The sequence below is a fragment of the Trichocoleus desertorum ATA4-8-CV12 genome, from assembly GCA_019358975.1.
Taxonomy (GTDB): Bacteria; Cyanobacteriota; Cyanobacteriia; order FACHB-46; family FACHB-46; genus Trichocoleus; species Trichocoleus desertorum_A.
Genome location: JAHHIL010000010.1, coordinates 1 through 17,050, shown reverse-complemented (window position 1 = coordinate 17,050; position 17,050 = coordinate 1). Strand labels below are relative to the sequence as shown.

Genomic DNA, 17,050 nt, shown 5'->3' with positions numbered 1-17,050 from the left:
AGTTATACTCATGGATTTCTAGACCCCACTCTTACTTTTTGCAAGGGATGTAAAAGCGCGAATTGGCTCAGTAGGCTAGGCAGGGAGTTCACTTTAAGTCATGCTATAGCATGTCAATGAATTAATCTGCAAGGAGCTTTCGGAATGACCGCGTCAGTAGACCCCATTCAGTTAATGAAGCAAGAAGTTGCCAAGGCCGCAGCCGCCCGTGTGCACTCCGGTTCAATTGTGGGGTTAGGCTCCGGGTCAACGGCAGCATTGATGATTCAGTACTTGGGCGATCGCCTGCAAGCGGGAGAACTCAAAGACATTAAAGGTGTACCAACTTCTTTCCAATCTTCAGTGCTGGCGAAGCAGTATGGCATTCCCTTAGTCACGCTAGATGAAATTGAGTTCATTGATATCGCAATCGACGGAGCAGACGAAGTTGACCCGCGCCACAATTTGATCAAGGGCGGTGGTGCTGCTCATACTCGCGAAAAAATTGTGGATGCATTAGCTAAAGAGTTCATTGTGGTGGTGGATAGCTCTAAGCTGGTTGATCGCTTGGGCACAACTTTTAAGCTGCCTGTGGAAGTGATCCCAATGGCTATTACTCCTGTGGCAAGAGCGATCGAGAAGTTAGGTGGCAAGCCAGAACTACGGATGGGTGTCAAGAAAGCTGGCCCAGTCATCACCGATCAGGGCAATATGGTGCTGGATGTGAAATTCGACAGCATTGATAACCCTGCTGAGATGGAAAAGACCATCAACAACATTCCCGGGGTTTTGGAAAATGGTTTATTCGTCGGTCTGACCGATCTGGTGTTGGTCGGTGAAGTCATAGACGGGCAACCGATTGTGCGAGAAGCCTAGTCGAGATGAAATTGTGGGCGAACCACCATTCGCCCCTACCGTGGTAGAGACGCAGGGGTTAGAGATGCAGTATCGACGTTTTGGGCGGACAGAGTTGTCCATGCCAGTGTTTTCTTGTGGTGGAATGCGCTACCAATACAAGTGGCAAGATGTTCCAGAAGACGCGATTCCTGCTGATAATCAACAGAATTTAGCAGCGACGATTCGGCGGGCTGTAGATCTAGGAATCAATCATATTGAAACTGCGCGGGGCTATGGTAGCTCTGAGATGCAGTTGGGGCGAGTCTTGCCAAAGCTACCCCGCGACCAGTTGATCGTGCAGACCAAAGTTGCTCCCGTTGAAGATCCGCAGGAATTTTTGCAGACCTTCGAGCAGTCAATGGCTTACTTACAGCTCGATCATGTGGATTTGTTATCGCTGCATGGCGTAAATAATGCCGAGTTGCTGGAGTACTGCCTACGTCCCGGTGGTTGTTTAGAAGTAGCGCAGAAGCTGCGATCGCAAGGGCGAGTTAGATTTATCGGTTTTTCCACCCATGCACCGTTAGAAGTCATTTTGCAAGCGATCGCGACCGATCAATTCGACTATGTAAACCTGCATTGGTACTACATCAACCAAAATAATTGGCCCGCAATCGAAGCAGCCCAAAAGCACGATATGGGCGTATTTATCATCAGCCCGAACAATAAAGGTGGCGATCTCTACAAGCCACCGCAAAAACTAGTGGATTTGTGTGCGCCGCTCAGCCCGATGGTGTTTAACGACCTGTTTTGTCTAAGCCATCCTCAAATCCACACGTTGAGTATTGGTGCGTCTCGACCTAGTGATTTTGATGAACACCTAAAAACTCTGGAACTGCTCGATCGCGCCGATAAAGTTTTGCCCCCGATCTTGGCTCGTCTAGAACAAGCGGCAATTGACGTGCTGGGTGAAGAGTGGGTGAAAACTTGGCATATTGGCTTGCCTAAACCTGAGGAAACCCCAGGAGGCATGAACATTCACACGATTCTTTGGTTGCGGAATCTGGCGATCGCCTACGACATGGTGGATTACGGCAAGATGCGCTACAACTTGCTCGGTCAAGCGGATCACTGGTTCCCTGGTAACAGAGCTGAGAAAGTTGCCGAACTCGATTTGTGGCAATGCTTGGCAAATAGCCCCCACGCTGACAAAATCCCAGCATTCTTGGCAGAAGCGCATCAAATTCTGGGTGGACAAACAGTGCAGCGGTTATCTCAAAGTTGAGGCATTTTAACCGCTTAACCTTTGACCCTAATTGAGCTACAGTGCCAAAGGGCTAAACCCGCTTTTGGAAATCCTTTCATCGTTGGTTAACGGCTGATATGACCAAACTGCAAGCACTAATTTTTGATGTCGATGGCACCTTGGCGGATACCGAGCGGGATGGTCATCGGGTCGCCTTTAATCGCGCCTTTGCTGAAGCTGGATTGGATTGGGATTGGACCGTCGAGCTGTATGGGGAACTGTTAGCCGTTACGGGTGGCAAAGAGCGGATGAAGTTCTACCTCGACCAATATCGCTCAGACTTTCGGCGTCCTGACAATTTGGATGAGTTTATAGCAGGTCTGCACAAGGCCAAAACCAAGCACTACACCCAACTGCTCAGCGAAGGCAGCATTCCACTGCGTCCTGGTGTCAAGCGGTTATTGGATGAGGCTCGCGCGGAAGGGTTTCGCTTGGCGATCGCAACTACCACAACCCCAGCCAATGTCACGGCTCTTTTAGAAAGCACTTTGGGTCACGAAAGTCTGGCCTGGTTTGATGTGATTGCGGCGGGTGATATTGTGCCTGCGAAGAAACCTTCTCCAGATATTTACTTCTACGCCTTGGAACAAATGCAGCTTGCCGCTCAAGATTGCATTGCCTTTGAAGACTCACACAATGGCTTAATTTCGTCTGACAAGGCAAACCTTAAAACCATTGTGACGATTAACGATTACACCAAAGACCAGGATTTTCCAGGAGCTGTAGTAGTTTTGGATCACCTAGGCGATCCTGGTTTACCATTCACAGTGCTTTGTGGTGAGGTGGGTTGGACGACTTATATGGATATGGAATTGGTGCAGCATTTGTATCATCGCTAATACGGTAATACATCATCGGTAGGCGATCGCGTTTGTTTGCGATCGCTGCTGCACTGGCAGTTAGATTCGCCTGGAGGGGGCTGGGGACACTCGCCCCAAAGCTTATCCCAAAACAGAACCTTTAAACCAACGCCTGCAACAAAGCCTGCAACTTCAGCTTAATCTCCGTCAGCTCCTTCTCTGGATCAGACCCAGCCACAATCCCTGCTCCCGCATAAAGTCTGGCATAGCAGCCGTTTACCAGCGCCGAACGAATTCCCACGATAAACTCCCCATTCCCCTTGTGATCCAGCCAGCCTAAAGGAGCCGCATAGAGCGATCGCTCAAACGCTTCATAACCGCGAATTTGCTGGCAAGCAATATCTCTAGGAGCCCCTGCTACCGCTGGAGTTGGATGCAGCTCAGCCAGAATCTTGAGCAGTGGCACATCCGCTGGCACCGTCGCTTGAATGGGGGTGCGTAAATGCTGGATATTCGATAGCTGCAACAAATGGGGAGAAAGCGATCGCCTTGGCGTTAGGCCCAAGCGTGAAAGAGATTGAGTCAAAAAATCAATCACTACTTGGTGTTCCCGGATTTCCTTGTCACTGTTGAGCAATCCTCTGGCCAAGTTCGCATCTTCTAGCGCAGTTTTACCCCTAGGAAACGAACCCGCCAAAGCATCTGTCAATAACTCTTGATCTTGAATACTGAGTAGACGTTCTGGGCTGGCACCAATAAAGTTTTGCCCCTTACCATTACTCAGACAAAACACATAACAATCTGGATAGAACCTCCTCAAATTGCTTAAAGAATACACGACATGAAACAATGCAGGTGAAATTACATCAATCGCATGAGCCAAAACAATTTTGTTGAATTGCTTAGCCTGGATTGCTTCTAAAGCTGAAAGAACAGCCAACTTAAAATACTTTGTATCGGTAATGTCCCGTTGATCAAAAATTTCTTTTCTCTTAAAGCTAACTTCTGGAACTCGATATTTTATCGTAGTGATTCTTTGAAATTCATGCCAAGCTTTTTCAATTAAAGATTCTAAGTTGGCGCTAGCATCAATCAAAAAATTTGCAACTAACACATAGCGGTTTCCGTGGCAAGAAATTTGCCAGCAAGGCAAAAAAAGAGTTGCATTAGGAAAATAAATATTTTTAATCGGAGCTTCTTCAAAAAAAGTAAACCCACCTAAAAAGTGTGGCCCTGAGAATGGCAAACTCAGATCTCCTATTTTAATCGTGTTAGTTAGACAAGATTCAATAAAATTTTGAGCTTGAGCAAATCGGTGAGGGCCTTTTACTTTCAGACTGGTTGCAGCACCGATACCTGCGATCGCGCGACGGTTTGACTCCCCAATTGCTTCATCTTGCCCTCGTTTTTCAAAATAAAAACTGAGTTGACTGGGTTTGCTTAAGCAATGCAGTACAGCTAGCGGATCTATTGGATCAATTTCTAGAGAAATACTAGCAATTTGGGTGCATTTTTTCTCAATTGAAACTTGTTGACAAGCCAAGAGAAATTGATAGAGATCCTTGCGATCTTGAAATAGATTAGTCCGGTATGGTGTGACTGGCATGAAAGCGAAGATAGCAAATTTTTTTTGAAATTAGAGGCCCAAATCGTGATTCACAAGCGTGGTGCGATTAAGGGCAGAAGCCTCTTTTCCATCTAAGCACCGCAGCGCTCGGCAGACCAATCCTGCCTTAACACCCCGCCATATCCCAAGTTCGCATTAATCAGGGCGTGAGTTCCAGAGGATGCCAGAAAAGTTTACAGGTCAAGGCAAGTCATCCTTGCAGAGTAGCCAAGCGGCTCCAAAAACCTACTCTGGGATGATTAGGCCCGTAGGGAGAGGCCACTAAACTCAGAACACGTCTCAAAGTCCTTCAGGCAGTCGGTTTTGTGGATACCTATATTCTTAGTCTTTTGATCATTGGCTTGCTCCTGCTATTGATCACCTTAGGATCAGGCTGGATTAACCGTTTGCCCCTCTCTTACTCCCTGATTTACCTAGCCGTTGGTGTTTTGCTAGGACCTGGGGGTATCAACTTAGTCTCGCTGCGGCCTGATGCCAATTTTTTAGAGCGAGTGACTGAGTTTGTGGTGCTGATCTCACTCTACAGTTGCGGCTTAAAGATGAATCGCCCACTCAAGCTGTGGGCCTGGAGTTCTACCGCGCGGCTGATTGGCTTTTTGATGCCCATTTCTATTGGTGGGATCGCCCTGGTTGGCCATTGGTTTTTAGACCTCAACTGGGGAGAGGCCATTCTACTGGGTGCTATCCTCGCTCCTACCGACCCTGTACTCGCCTCAGAAGTGCAACTAGCTGACCGAGACGACCGCAATGAGCTGCGCTTCGGTTTAACTTCTGAGGGTGGCCTAAACGACGCTCTAGCCTTCCCTTTTGTGTATTTTGGCCTTCACTGGATTGAGGACAATAACTGGGAGAATTGGTTCAGAAATTGGGTCGCGGTTGATCTCCTGTGGGCGATCGCCGCAGGACTGGTGGTGGGAATTGTAGTTGCCAGAGTCGTCGCTTGGATCGACCAAAAAATTCAGCATCTGCGCCACGTAGACGAACTTTTTGAAGACTTCACGGCCCTCGGTACCATTCTTTTGGCTTACTCTCTCACAGAACTTGTCAACGGCTACGGATTTCTCGCAGTGTTTGTGGCTGGTTTGACTGCCCAGCGCAGTTATCAGAATCTAGAGAAGCCGCTTTCCCAACTCCATTTTATCGAGCGACTGGAGAAACTGGCAGAAGTCGCCGTCATTCTTCTGTTGGGGTCCCTGCTACGCATTGAACCCGTTCTGCGCTTCATCGACGAAGCCCTTTTAGTGGCAGGAGCGCTAATTTTTGTCATCCGCCCCGTTGGTGCCTGGATTAGCACAATCGGGGAAAAGTACACCAGTCTAGTGCCTAAAGGTTCGAGACGAAATTTCCGCGAACGCTTTCGTCCTACCACTCGGTGGCTGTTAGGTTGGTTTGGGATTCGAGGAGTTGGCTCCTTGTATTACCTCACCTACGCTTTTGGTAAGGGCTTGGAAGGCGAAACAGGTGAAATGATTGGTTGGATTACTTACTTAACCGTGGTGATTTCTGTACTGGTGCATGGCATCAGCTCGACTCCGCTGATGAAGTGGCACGACCAGAGTATTAGCGACATCTTGGAAGACGAAGAAATGGCTTCCTCATCTTCCAGCAAATAAACAGGTGGTTCCCGTAGGCATGGTTCCTGTAGGCTATGTTACGGGAGCCTATTTGACTAGAGGATACATCCCACGCAGGTGATGCGATCGCAGGGGTGCGGTTACAGGTTGAATTGGCTTCTGGCAACCGTATCAATTCTGTGGAATGACTACTAAATCTATTGCGCCATCAAGTTCAAATCATAAGTTATGGCTAGCGGCAATCAAACCGCCTATGTATAGTGTTGCTGTCATGCCAGTTTGGATTGGCACTGCCATTGCCTTTGCCGAAACCAAAAGCATTCATACTGCTATATTTGCTACTTTTTTGCTGGCATCAATTTTCATTTTGGCCTGGATGAACCTGAGCAATGATGTTTTTGACTCAGAAACAGGGATTGATACCAATAAACATCATTCTTTGGTAAACCTAACGGGAAATAAAGCCTTAGTTTATTGGATAGGAAATTCCTTTTTAGCTCTAGGAATTTTAGGAATTCTAGCGATCGCCTGGTGGCAGCAAGACCTTACTATTTTGGCTATTGTGTTACTTGGTTGCGCCCTAGGGTATAGCTACCAAGGGCCACCATTCCGCTTGGGCTATCAGGGTGTTGGCGAAATTATCTGCTTTATCTGCTTCGGGCCGCTAGCCGTTTCCGCTGCTTACTACAGTCAAGCTCAAGCTTGGTCATCCACGAGCTTAGTAGCATCAATCATTATTGGTAGTACGACTAGCTTGATTTTGTTTTGCTCGCACTTTCATCAAGTGAAAGATGATTTGGCTGCGGGTAAGCGATCGCCCATTGTGCGTCTAGGTACTGCTAGCGCAGCGCAATTAATTCCTTGGTTTTGTGGCACCACTTACGCCCTAACCTTAGTATTTGTACTTTCAGGTCAGTTTCCTATCGAGACTTTGCTCATTTTTGCTAGTCTACCTTTTGCCATCAAATTGTCTCGACATGTACAGAGCTACCACAATCAACCAGAACAGGTAAGCAACTCCAAATTCATTGCTGTAGCTCTCCATTTTTGGAGCAGTTTGTTGTTGGGATTAGGATTTGTTTTATAGCGATCGCTAACTCAAAGGACGATGGTCACGCAAACTCAATCCTGTGTTTTAGAATTTCGTCCCTATCACCGCTCCTTTCGCCAACCATTACAGACAAGTCTCGGTTTATGGAGCTTACGAGAAGGAATTCTCCTGCGCTTGACTGACTCAACAGGCAAACTTGGCTTTGGAGAAATTGCACCAATCCCTTGGTTTGGCTCTGAAACATTTGAGCAAGCGCTAGCTTTTTGCCAGCAACTTCCTGCTGAAATTACTGCTGAGCAGATTGCTACAATTTCAGTCGCATTACCAGCTTGTCAGTTTGGTTTCGAGTCTGCCTGGTTAATGTTAAATAACACGGCTAAATTCAAAACTCAAAACTCAAAACTCAAAGTTTCCTATAGTGCGTTGCTTCCTACGGGTACAGATGCTTTGGAAGCTTGGCGATCGCTTTGGCACCAGGGGTTTCGCACTTTCAAATGGAAAATTGGAGTTGTTCCTTTATCCACGGAACTAGAGGCATTACAAGCTTTACGCCAAGTTCTGCCAACTGCTGCTAAGTTGCGACTTGATGCAAATGGGGGCTTAACCCAAGAAGCCGCGATCGCCTACTTGCAAGTTTGCGATGAATTGAGTATCGAATTTCTAGAGCAGCCGCTTCCAGTCAGCCAGTTTCAGACCATGTTGAAATTGAGCCAACAGCACTCCACTCCCTTAGCCTTAGACGAATCGGTTGCCACCTTAGCCCAGTTGCAAACTTGCTACGAACAAGGCTGGCGAGGCATTTTTGTGATTAAACCTGCGATCGCGGGGTTTCCTTCCCAACTGCGACAATTTTGTCAGACTCACTCAATTGATGCAGTTTTTTCCTCAGTCTTTGAAACAGCCATTGGCCGAACCACAGGTCTAAGCTTGGCAACAGAACTGACTCCGGGCGATCGCGCCGTTGGGTTTGGCATCAATCATTGGTTTAGCGATAGCTGGGAACAACTTTCGGATTTTGAGCAGCTATGGAACAGCCTTTAGCATCTGATCCTTTTTCAGAACCTTTTCTGCTTTTGGAACATTTACAAATGCGATCGCAAACTGACTGGTTAAGCGGTGTTGACCAGTCAAAATTCACTCATTTAGCTCAGCATTTATTTCAAGAACTAACTCAACTCATTCGCCAAGGAATTACTCCGAAAATCTTTTTAGCCGAGCGATCGCCAGAGCAATTTCTGGCAGGTTTCATCGCCGCTTGTGCCGCCCAATGCCCCGTGTTTTTGTGTAATCCTCATTGGGTACAGGCGGAGTGGCAGCAAGTCTTGGATTTGGTAACACCCGATCTAATCTGGGGCGATCGCGACTCTTTAGCTCTCCCCTCAAATATTTCTGGCCTTTCAGTATTAGAGGACTTTAAGCAAATTCCCCCCAAATTTGGGGGGCTAGGGGGGCCAAGTTTAGATCAGCAAGCTTGGATCATGATTCCCACAGGGGGTTCATCTGGAAGAATTCGCTTTGCTATCCACACTTGGTCAACGCTGATGGCCTCAGTGCGGGGATGTCAGCAATATTTTCAAGTAGAGCAAATTAACTCTTACTGTGTCTTGCCCATATACCATGTCAGCGGCCTGATGCAATTTTTGCGCTCTTTTGCGTCTGGTGGGCAATTGGTAGTACAGCGCTTCAAGCAATTGGAAGCAGGGAAATTCAGCTCTGTTGATCCAGCCCAGTTTTTCATTTCTTTGGTGCCGACTCAGCTACAGCGCCTTCTAGAACGGCAAGAATTAACGCCTTGGCTGGCTCAGTTTCACACGGTTCTACTAGGCGGGTCTCCTGCTTGGAGTGCTTTACTCGAAGCCGCTAGACGCGATCGCATTCGCTTGGCCCCCACTTACGGCATGACCGAAACCGCCTCCCAAATTGCCACGCTCCACCCAGAAGATTTTCTGGCGGGTTATCAGAATAGTGGGCGAGTGTTACCCCACGGCCAAATTACCATCCGCAGCGAGTTTGGGGAATTGTTAACACCCGGTCAAATCGGCCAAATTACCATCCAAGCCAAATCATTGACACTGGGCTACTACCCACAAGTATTTGAGCAAGCTCAGTTTCAATCAGATGACTTAGGTTATCTCGACGAGCAAGGCTATTTGCATGTAGTAGGTCGCAGTAGCCACAAGATTATCACGGGAGGCGAAAATGTTTTTCCTGTAGAAGTCGAAGCAGCTATCCGAGCCACCCGTTTAGTCATGGATGTCTGTGTGATTGGCATTTCAGATGCTCGCTGGGGACAAGTGGTGACTGCCCTTTATATCTCTCAAAATCAAACGGCTCAAACTGATTTAATTGCTCATTTACAGACTCGTTTAAGTAAATTTAAGCATCCTAAATATTGGATTCCAGTTGAACAGTTGCCCCGCAATTCTCAAGGCAAAATCAATTACGAGCAAGTCCACGCGATCGCCCTTAATTGGCTTCAGAATCACTCCACTGTTTAAGCCATTGCCGCATCATCTCTGGTAAATTCTCCCGCTTCCTAATCGCTGGATTAATGCAAACGTGACGAGTGTTGGCTTGGCTTAAAGGGCGATCGCTGAGGCCATCAGCAAAAACTTGGTAATCAATCCTAAATTCTTGGTTGGAAATCAAGGTTGGAGTGAGATGAACTAACTCTTGATCACCGCAAAACATGGGACGAAAAAAATCGACTTCCGCATGGACAATCGGGATGGCGATCGCAGCATTGCTGAAAAATTCTTTCAAGTTAATTCCTGATGCCACTAAAGAAGCTTCATAAGCTTCATGACACATCGCTAGTACATTTGCAAAGTAAACAACACCCGCTGCATCTGTGTCTTGGAAGCGAATGGTTCGAGGATAGATAAAAGGCATTGATTTTCTAGATCTAACTGCTCACAGATTTAGCCTGTGCGGTATGTTGCAGATAACCTGCTGCCACACAATCCGCCACAATTTGCTCAACTAAGGGCCACAACTCTGGCGCACCTTCCTGAACAGGCTGCATTCGTCGCAACACTTGCTCCGATGTAATGCCATGCTTTTGCCAAGAAGCACCCCCCGTTTGCTGATTATTCAAAATCGGTTGCAGGCGATCGAGCGCAGCGGCAAATTTGGCTTCTGGAGTAGCTTGAGCTTCAAACTCTTCCCAGAGCGATCGCAACTCAGCTCCTTGTTCTGGAGGTAACAACCCAAACAGGCGATCGGCAGCCGCTAGTTCCCGCTGTGCCTTGCTTTGATTGCCGCTGAGGTCGTAGCAGAATGTGTCACCCGCATCAATTTCTACTAAATCGTGAATCAACAGTAATTTGACTGCCTGTAATAGATCCACTTCCGCAGGAGCATACTCAGCTAGCACGATCGCCATCAAAGCAATATGCCACGAGTGTTCAGCACTATTTTCTTGCCGTGAAGCATCGGTGAGGAGCGTTTGCCGCAAAATCCGCTTCAGTTTGTCAATTTCGACAATAAAGGCAATTTGTTGAGCGAGTCGGTTGGATGGCACAGCAAGCCCTAATAAGTTCTAACCAGGTTTCTACCATGCCTTAGTTATTTAAACGCAAGATTCCAACAAAGCACCACGCTCCTGTAAGTCTTGGCGCTGCTCATCTGTCAAACCCACTCCTACACCCAGGCGACAACCTTCCACCTCAGCCCCCACCCAACTGGTTTTGTTAAGCGTTGCCCCTCGCAGGTCTGCCTGTCTGAGATCAGCGTCCTGCAATTGAGCACGGATCAGGTCAGCCTTCACCAAACTACTACCGTTGAGCTTCGCACATGTTAAGTTGGCTCGAATCAAATTCACCCCATCCAACGCTAAACCTGCTAGCTCCACACCACGCAAATCAGGAAACTTGACTCGACTGGGGTCAGCAAAAAAGCGCATTACACAAGCCACATTAGCTGCTGTGTTGGGCATCAGTAACATGAAATCAGCATAGCGAGCTAATCCTAACTGTTTCAGGATGTGCAGGCGATCGCTCGGTGCTTGTTCAAGAAAACGGCTAGAGAAGGCTGGCAAATCTGAGGTGAAAGCAGGCAGCATACAGTCCTAGAATTTCTCAAAACACACTCTCTTATGATTTCAGATTTCTCATTCGGTTTTTCGCACTGCGGCTAATCCGTACCAAGGCACATCAGGATATTCGTGATGCTCCCAGTGGTAGCCAAAGTGATAGCAGGTAAGAAATGACCACACACTCGAACAGTTGATGCTAGTTGCCCGATGCCGATTGGCATAACCTGCTGTGGGTCGTCGATGAGGCAGATAAATTCCGAAGTAAAAGAGTTGGCAAGAACTTAAAAGCAGAGGCAACAACCAAAACAACAATAGATTCGCCAGAGAAACCTGAAACCCAAACAGCAACGTGTAGAAAACAATGCTCATGCCAACTAGCAAGATCCAACTTTGCTTGCCTGATAAGTAGCTTTTCATAAAGTGGAAATACCAAGCCCAAATGGTCTGAGGCTCTTGGTCATAAAAGTCTGGATCTTTCTCGGTCGCTGGAGCACGATGGTGCAAGCGATGGTTTGCTAAAAGATCCTGATAAGGTAAGAGGGCATAAAGAGCTGAAGCAACGGTGCCAATCCCTTCGTTAATCTGGCGATTCTTAGAGATAGTTCCGTGCATAGCATCATGAGCTGTAATGAACAGACCAGTATGCAAAAAAGTTCTGATTAGAATTGCAGGAATTAAACCAAAAACTTGTAGACTAGAAACATCAATGGTGAAACACCAGACTAAGCTGCCTAACCATAGGCTAATAATAGTGGCGGCAACTAAAATTCCTACATAAGAGGTTAAAGGAATCGTAGGTGATTCCTTTAATTCAAAATTTAAATTTTGCATAATATTCAATTACAAACTTAAGCGATCGCTCCTAGCAATCTGAGTTTATTTAAATTTGATTTAGGACTACGAGCATCTAATAAAAAATACTCAGTGCCAAATTTTGTAGCAACTGGCTCAGGGGGCGTTGAGGTTATAGATTGACTTCATCAAAATCAGAGTCATCAACGCCCTGTGCAACCTAGGAAGTTAGAGCCAATTTTCTGGGGTATCTAAGCCCCACTCATGCTTGAGAAATTCTTGATACATCTTCTCTCGCATCATCATTTGCTCATACAAGCTAACTAGAAACTCCTGAGCTTGTTCACGGGACATGAGCTGAACTTGATCTGCAAAGCTTCTAAGACTAAATTCTTGTTCTAAAGAGAGTTGGGCGGGGGAATTCATGACGGGCTCCTTTGCCAAGTAAAGCTGAGAGAGTGAGAGTGGGAAAATTTGAGCCGATTTTGTAAACCTATGTAAACAAATATAACAAACTATTTAAGAAATGTTTTCTATCTTCTGTAGGGTTATCTCTATACAACTCCAGGTACAGACGTAAATTGTGCGTGCTAGATTGCTAGCGAGGTACAGAAACAACCTCTGGAGTTTCCTCTAGGGCTGGGTCCACGATTTGCAAGTGCTGTTCTAGGAGCGCTAGATTCCGGATGTTCGATTTATAAAAAGCGTCGAACAGATCGCCAATCAAAGGTACAGAACCCACTACGGCTTCTAAGCCGCTGTTGAAGACCATGCGATACAGCACAGGTGCAGGTAGCTTAAAGCGGGCCGCCAGAAAAATGATGTAAGCCGAGAAAGCGGTACTTACCACATCTCCTGCCCCAGGGATCAACCCAATAATCGGGTCTAAACCAATCCGAAAACCGATACCCGGAATCCGAATTGCGGTGTCCATTAAGCGACTGAGCTTACGGATGCGATTGAGAGTGAGGAGGCGTTCAGCGTTGTTCATACTCCTAATCGTCGCAAAAGAAATCGGCGATCGCTTGTATCAGGAGAGAGAATGCCGAGGGGGGCATTGACTCGTCCTCCTGACTGAGTTAGGGGCGGCTAGATATGCAATTGGATAGGCAGCTATAAAACGGCGATCGCTCTCCCCGCTTCAGTCCCAGCGCGAACTGTGAGACAATCACATCTGTGTCTGATCTCTTGCAATCTGGCGAAATTCTTTATAGTCCCGGTGGGCACTTCTGCTACCGGATTATTGGTCCTTGCTGTCGTTTGTTTGACCGCGAACAGTTGCCTTGGCCCTGTTGTCGTTTGGAGTGGCGGGGCAAGGAACCTAGTTGGCGGCGCATTGGCAAGCGCTTTGTGCCTGATCTTGCAACCCAAACCCATCCTTCTTATTCGGTAGAAATTTTAGGTCAAGGTTGTGGCAAAACAATCGAAATCACGCTCTACCCTGTCAAGCTTTCACCCGCCCAGCAAGAGTGGTGGTACAGCACTAATAAAAGCTCCCAAGCACAATATCCACTTGAGACTGCTGGCTCTAGCTTGGTGGCTCAATCAACCTCATTAAGTTCAGGAAGTTAAAAGAGAGGATTGAGCAGGTAGCGATCGCTCACTTGGGCAGCTACCGTTTCTAGCAAGTCGAGAGGCGCGGAGGAGACCAGCACAGAGGGGTAGACGGCACTCTCCCAGTCGGGATGAATCACTAAAGTGCAGTTGCCTTGAGGGATAGTGGGGTACTGTAATGCTGCCCGCACCACCGCAACATCATCTAAGCGCAGCCGACCCGCAGGCGATCGCAGAGGCCAACCCGTCACTGGATCAAAGAGTTCTACTAGATGCCCCAAAGGTTCTAGTTCCAGCGCGACTTGGTAACCAAACTGCAAAAATTGGCTCCGTCCTTGCTGCTTCTGCATTTCTGTTGCCAAGGTTCGGCTCAGCATCGCACCAGAACATTGTTGGAGCACCACCAAAATTGACACTACAGGCTGCGGCCAACTGGGAAGCAATTGGTCAGTATAAGTTTGCATAAACTGTGTAGGCGAATGAACTGAATATTGCATTCGCATGCTGTGGGAGTTATGTGAGGAGCGATCGCCCTTCCACTTTATAGCGCTTGCCAGCAAGGTTTTATACATAAAAAACCCCCAATTGCATAACAACTGGGGGGATAAGAGTTTAGATTGGGTGATGCACTGGCTTTGGCGTGATACATCACCTGTCAAGACTTGCCTGATGCAACCTTAGACGAGTTTGAGGTTGGGATACTCGGCGAGCATGTCATCTGTGGTCAGGGTGTCATCCTCGGCTTGAGGAGTCCACAGAATTTCTACTGCTAGTAGTTGTTCGCTAGGAATAGCTCCAATTTGACTGAGCGCCCGTCGCAACTCGTCACTGTTGTTAATCGCAGGGAATTGGAATTTACCCTGGGTGCCAACTAAGATCGTCACCACAATGTACTCGCTGGGGGCTTGGGTAGTATTGGTCAAAGCACCCCCCGCTTCAGCAACGGTCAAGGCAGAGTCATTAGCTGACTTTAGTTGCCGACGGGTGTTGAAGTTGGTTAGTGTCTCTTCACCGAACTTACTGCGCTCTGCTAAAGCTAACCGATTGAACTGAGATTCAGCCGCGCTCAGACGAGTTTGCTGGCTTTCTGACCCCGCGTAGACCCAATACTCTGGGTGACGCAGCAAGGCGAGAGAGGATTCTTGCAGAACTTGGGTCAAGCCGTCAGAAGAGCTAGTATCAGCAGCTTCAGCAATACGGTTCAGGTCAGCTTGCAGTGTCCGAGCTTCAGCTAGAAGACCCACTTGCAACTTAGCGACTGACACAGCAGGGTTGCTAGAGTAGGCGTCTAGGCCCTCACCATCTGTACCCGCACTGACTCGCCGGAAGGTGCTAACTAGAAAGTTGGCGATCGCAAAGAAGATCAAGATACCAAATAGGCCACCTAATCCACCCGTGCCGCCTAAAAACGGAATAAAAAAGAAAGGAGAAGGGGTATAGCCGCCACCGTAGCCGTATCCGCCGCGATAGCCACCAGGGCCAGGAGTATAGCTACGGGGGGCAGAGTAAGTGGGGCCACGACTCGGAGCCCTAAAAGAGCCACCACCAATGCGTCCACCGCTACGGGCTGCCAACGCACCATCGGCATTACTCAGTGCCAGGGTTAGCACTAAGCCAACCAGAAGCACAGATTTGAACAAGGGTTTGATTACAGAAAAAAGTTTATTACGCATAAGGCGTGCCTATCCAAGCTGATGAAAAAACAATCGGCTCCGGCTAATTCCAAACTTCAATCTAAAATTTCAATTCGGAATGTTTTTAACCAGTTCATGATACTGGTGGACAACCACCTGCCTGCAAGTTTTAGGACTCGGCTTGAGGCGGCTCACCCTTTGTCAAGAGCCGTAAACCTAGGGCACATCTATACTGTACCGTCTTACCCACGGGGTAGGGCATCAGTCTGGAGGGAGTTATCCGTACTAAAGTTGCCTAGGTATCGCCCCTAGGTAAAGCAGCGATCGCTAACCTCCACCCACAATGGTGACAATCTCCAAGCGATCGCCTTCTTGGACTTCGGTCGCAGACCAAAACTGCCGATGCAGAATCTCACCGTTATACTCGACAGCAATTAAACGGGGGTTGAGGCCGAGTTGTTCTAACAGATTCGGTAGAAGGATAGAGCGGGAACAAGTTTGGGGTTCACCGTTCACTTGCACAGTAATGGCATCAGACAAATTAGACAGACTAGACAAATCAGACATGAGGCTTGGCAATACGTTCTTCGTAGGCGCGAATCGTTTGAATTCGGTGGAGCTGAGAGATGAAATATTGCGTAATTAAGGTGGGCTGCTCGGCTTGCATAATGGCTCGTACCACGGCCACCCGCTCAGCACCAGCCGCTAGAACATCATGAATATTATTGGTATCAACGCCACCAATCACAAACCAAGGCACTGTGGCATGTTCTTTGGCATAACGCACATACTCCAGACCTGCGGCGGCTTTACCCGCTTTAGTTGGCGTTTCATAAACTGGCCCCACGCCAATATAGTCAGCCCCTTCTTGAATCGCCTGTCGCATTTCCTCTGGGTTCGTAGTGGAGCGACCAATCAACCGATGCGGGCCTAACAACTGTCTTGCTGTAGCGATCGCCATATCTTGCTGACCTAAATGCACACCATCAGCATCCACAGCCAGTGCTAAGTCCACACGGTCATTAACGATGAATAGAGCGTTGTAATCTTGGCAAATTTGCCGCAGTTTTTTGGCATTACTGAAGCGCACATTATCGTCTGCGGTTTTGTCGCGATACTGCACTAGAGACAACCCACCTTGCAGCGCCGCCTCCACCGTGGCAAATAAGTTTTCGGAGGGGGAAGTAACGAGGTAGAGGTGCGATCGCTCTAGGAGTTGCTGCCGTTGGGGCACCAGCAAACTACTTTCTAGGGTGTAGACGCGATAGCGCATTTGTTTGCAGGCCATCCCCATTTCCGGGGTGTAAATCTTGCCGTATTCTTCCAGCACCCGGAGGGCTTCTTCGACACGACACAAGTTAACCTGCAAAACTTGCTCAATGCTAGAGCGCTGCTCTTCTTGCGGGTGAGTGAGTTCTGTCCCTGGATCGCCTGGTGTATCACGGGCCGCTCGCAGTTCTGGATCATGCCAACGCGCCAATTCCTGCCGCATTTGTTTGCACTCGTCAGTCAGCGATGCACTGTTGAGGCCAAATCGACACCATTCTTCGACGATCCTTAAGCCTTCGCGAGCCCGATCCAGATTGGCATCTAGAATGCGGTAGAGTGCGGGCTGCACGAGTTTACTCCCGGTAGGTCTATCGCCCATTAGAACAACCCCATTCCCATTAATGTTTCATCGTAACGTCAGATTCCCCCTTCGTGACATACTCCCGACACTGACCGCTTAGGCAGTACAGCGCGGGCTTCTCTTCCGAACCGTTGGCGCAGCCTGTGCTTTGCACTTATTGGGTTGAGCGTTTTTGAGTAAGGCGATGTCCAACCCTACTTTTTTAATGAGAATTGCCGCATTCGTATCTC

The 17,050-nt window shown here is 48.0% G+C and carries 18 protein-coding genes and 1 pseudogene; 8 read left to right on the top strand and 11 right to left on the bottom strand.

The features are described from left to right. Positions 1-144 precede the first annotated feature (144 nt). The 3 genes from rpiA to KME12_10505 all read left to right on the top strand — a co-directional run bounded on the left by rpiA (position 145) and on the right by KME12_10505 (position 2,961). Positions 145-855, top strand: a complete 711-nt coding sequence (gene rpiA / locus KME12_10515; protein MBW4488208.1) for a ribose-5-phosphate isomerase RpiA — start codon at positions 145-147, stop codon at positions 853-855. Positions 856-919: 64 nt separating this feature from the next. Further along, a complete protein-coding gene (locus KME12_10510) occupies positions 920-2,101 on the top strand; it encodes an aldo/keto reductase (GenBank protein MBW4488207.1) in 1,182 nt (393 codons plus the stop codon). Positions 2,102-2,199: 98 nt separating this feature from the next. Continuing rightward, entirely contained in the window at positions 2,200-2,961 is a 762-nt protein-coding gene (locus KME12_10505) for an HAD family hydrolase (GenBank protein MBW4488206.1), read from the top strand. A gap of 121 nt (positions 2,962-3,082) precedes the next feature. Here KME12_10505 and KME12_10500 read toward each other — a convergent pair whose 3' ends face one another. Further along, on the bottom strand, positions 3,083-4,528 hold the full coding sequence (locus KME12_10500) for an isochorismate synthase (protein MBW4488205.1): 1,446 nt from the start codon (positions 4,526-4,528) through the stop codon (positions 3,083-3,085). Between the two features lie 326 nt (positions 4,529-4,854). Here KME12_10500 and KME12_10495 point away from each other — a divergent pair, with 326 nt between their 5' ends. The 4 genes from KME12_10495 to KME12_10480 all read left to right on the top strand — a co-directional run bounded on the left by KME12_10495 (position 4,855) and on the right by KME12_10480 (position 9,672). Further along, on the top strand, positions 4,855-6,162 hold the full coding sequence (locus KME12_10495; GenBank protein ID MBW4488204.1) for a sodium:proton antiporter: 1,308 nt from the start codon (positions 4,855-4,857) through the stop codon (positions 6,160-6,162). Positions 6,163-6,307: 145 nt separating this feature from the next. Next, on the top strand, positions 6,308-7,210 hold the full coding sequence (gene menA, locus KME12_10490) for a 2-carboxy-1,4-naphthoquinone phytyltransferase (GenBank protein MBW4488203.1): 903 nt from the start codon (positions 6,308-6,310) through the stop codon (positions 7,208-7,210). A 21-nt stretch (positions 7,211-7,231) separates the two neighbouring features. Further along, positions 7,232-8,215, top strand: a complete 984-nt coding sequence (locus tag KME12_10485) for an o-succinylbenzoate synthase (protein MBW4488202.1) — start codon at positions 7,232-7,234, stop codon at positions 8,213-8,215. After that, the gene (locus tag KME12_10480) at positions 8,200-9,672 is read left to right on the top strand and encodes a 2-succinylbenzoate--CoA ligase (protein MBW4488201.1); all 1,473 of its coding nucleotides are present in this window, start codon (positions 8,200-8,202) and stop codon (positions 9,670-9,672) included. The genes KME12_10485 and KME12_10480 overlap by 16 nt, the downstream gene beginning before the upstream one ends. On the opposite strand, the gene KME12_10475 is transcribed toward KME12_10480, so the two are convergent. From KME12_10475 to KME12_10450, 6 genes are all read right to left on the bottom strand, one after another. Continuing rightward, entirely contained in the window at positions 9,641-10,066 is a 426-nt protein-coding gene (locus tag KME12_10475; protein ID MBW4488200.1) for an acyl-CoA thioesterase, read from the bottom strand. The two genes, KME12_10480 and KME12_10475, sit on opposite strands and share 32 nt — an antisense overlap. A 13-nt stretch (positions 10,067-10,079) precedes the next feature. Next, positions 10,080-10,697 (bottom strand): HD domain-containing protein, encoded by a 618-nt coding sequence (locus KME12_10470; GenBank protein ID MBW4488199.1) that lies wholly within the window; start codon positions 10,695-10,697, stop codon positions 10,080-10,082. Between the two features lie 48 nt (positions 10,698-10,745). Beyond that, complete coding sequence (locus tag KME12_10465) at positions 10,746-11,237, bottom strand: pentapeptide repeat-containing protein (GenBank protein ID MBW4488198.1); 492 nt, start codon at positions 11,235-11,237, stop codon at positions 10,746-10,748. A 48-nt stretch (positions 11,238-11,285) separates the two neighbouring features. Further along, positions 11,286-12,041: a fatty acid desaturase gene (locus KME12_10460; GenBank protein ID MBW4488197.1), complete on the bottom strand. Its 756-nt coding sequence runs from the start codon at positions 12,039-12,041 to the stop codon at positions 11,286-11,288. Positions 12,042-12,230: 189 nt separating this feature from the next. After that, positions 12,231-12,428: an NblA/ycf18 family protein gene (locus KME12_10455; GenBank protein MBW4488196.1), complete on the bottom strand. Its 198-nt coding sequence runs from the start codon at positions 12,426-12,428 to the stop codon at positions 12,231-12,233. Positions 12,429-12,600: 172 nt separating this feature from the next. Continuing rightward, positions 12,601-13,002, bottom strand: a complete 402-nt coding sequence (locus KME12_10450) for a DUF4112 domain-containing protein (protein ID MBW4488195.1) — start codon at positions 13,000-13,002, stop codon at positions 12,601-12,603. 176 nt (positions 13,003-13,178) lie between these two features. On the opposite strand from KME12_10450, the pseudogene KME12_10445 reads away from it, so the two are divergent. After that, positions 13,179-13,484: pseudogene (locus tag KME12_10445) on the top strand (hypothetical protein). Positions 13,485-13,570: 86 nt separating this feature from the next. On the opposite strand, the gene KME12_10440 reads toward KME12_10445, so the two are convergent. The 4 genes from KME12_10440 to KME12_10425 form a co-directional block, all read right to left on the bottom strand. After that, on the bottom strand, positions 13,571-14,020 hold the full coding sequence (locus KME12_10440; protein ID MBW4488194.1) for a methylmalonic aciduria and homocystinuria type D protein: 450 nt from the start codon (positions 14,018-14,020) through the stop codon (positions 13,571-13,573). 213 nt (positions 14,021-14,233) lie between these two features. Continuing rightward, positions 14,234-15,229, bottom strand: a complete 996-nt coding sequence (locus KME12_10435; GenBank protein ID MBW4488193.1) for a DUF1517 domain-containing protein — start codon at positions 15,227-15,229, stop codon at positions 14,234-14,236. 288 nt (positions 15,230-15,517) lie between these two features. Then, positions 15,518-15,757: a thiamine biosynthesis protein ThiS gene (thiS, locus tag KME12_10430; protein MBW4488192.1), complete on the bottom strand. Its 240-nt coding sequence runs from the start codon at positions 15,755-15,757 to the stop codon at positions 15,518-15,520. Continuing rightward, positions 15,750-16,838, bottom strand: a complete 1,089-nt coding sequence (locus tag KME12_10425) for a thiamine phosphate synthase (GenBank protein ID MBW4488191.1) — start codon at positions 16,836-16,838, stop codon at positions 15,750-15,752. The genes thiS and KME12_10425 overlap by 8 nt, the downstream gene beginning before the upstream one ends. Between the last annotated feature and the right edge of the window lie 212 nt (positions 16,839-17,050).

Bases quoted from the DNA above. Each gene is read 5' to 3' on its own strand.
- rpiA (MBW4488208.1), top strand. From the start codon at position 145: ATGACCGCGTCAGTAGACCCCATTCAGTTAATGAAGCAAGAAGTTGCC.
- KME12_10510 (MBW4488207.1), top strand. From the start codon at position 920: ATGCAGTATCGACGTTTTGGGCGGACAGAGTTGTCCATGCCAGTGTTT.
- KME12_10505 (MBW4488206.1), top strand. From the start codon at position 2,200: ATGACCAAACTGCAAGCACTAATTTTTGATGTCGATGGCACCTTGGCG.
- KME12_10500 (MBW4488205.1), bottom strand. From the start codon at position 4,528: ATGCCAGTCACACCATACCGGACTAATCTATTTCAAGATCGCAAGGAT.
- menA (MBW4488203.1), top strand. From the start codon at position 6,308: ATGACTACTAAATCTATTGCGCCATCAAGTTCAAATCATAAGTTATGG.
- KME12_10485 (MBW4488202.1), top strand. From the start codon at position 7,232: ATGGTCACGCAAACTCAATCCTGTGTTTTAGAATTTCGTCCCTATCAC.
- KME12_10480 (MBW4488201.1), top strand. From the start codon at position 8,200: ATGGAACAGCCTTTAGCATCTGATCCTTTTTCAGAACCTTTTCTGCTT.
- KME12_10475 (MBW4488200.1), bottom strand. From the start codon at position 10,066: ATGCCTTTTATCTATCCTCGAACCATTCGCTTCCAAGACACAGATGCA.
- KME12_10465 (MBW4488198.1), bottom strand. From the start codon at position 11,237: ATGCTGCCTGCTTTCACCTCAGATTTGCCAGCCTTCTCTAGCCGTTTT.
- KME12_10460 (MBW4488197.1), bottom strand. From the start codon at position 12,041: ATGCAAAATTTAAATTTTGAATTAAAGGAATCACCTACGATTCCTTTA.
- KME12_10455 (MBW4488196.1), bottom strand. From the start codon at position 12,428: ATGAATTCCCCCGCCCAACTCTCTTTAGAACAAGAATTTAGTCTTAGA.
- KME12_10440 (MBW4488194.1), bottom strand. From the start codon at position 14,020: ATGCAAACTTATACTGACCAATTGCTTCCCAGTTGGCCGCAGCCTGTA.
- KME12_10435 (MBW4488193.1), bottom strand. From the start codon at position 15,229: ATGCGTAATAAACTTTTTTCTGTAATCAAACCCTTGTTCAAATCTGTG.
- thiS (MBW4488192.1), bottom strand. From the start codon at position 15,757: ATGTCTGATTTGTCTAGTCTGTCTAATTTGTCTGATGCCATTACTGTG.
- KME12_10425 (MBW4488191.1), bottom strand. From the start codon at position 16,838: ATGGGCGATAGACCTACCGGGAGTAAACTCGTGCAGCCCGCACTCTAC.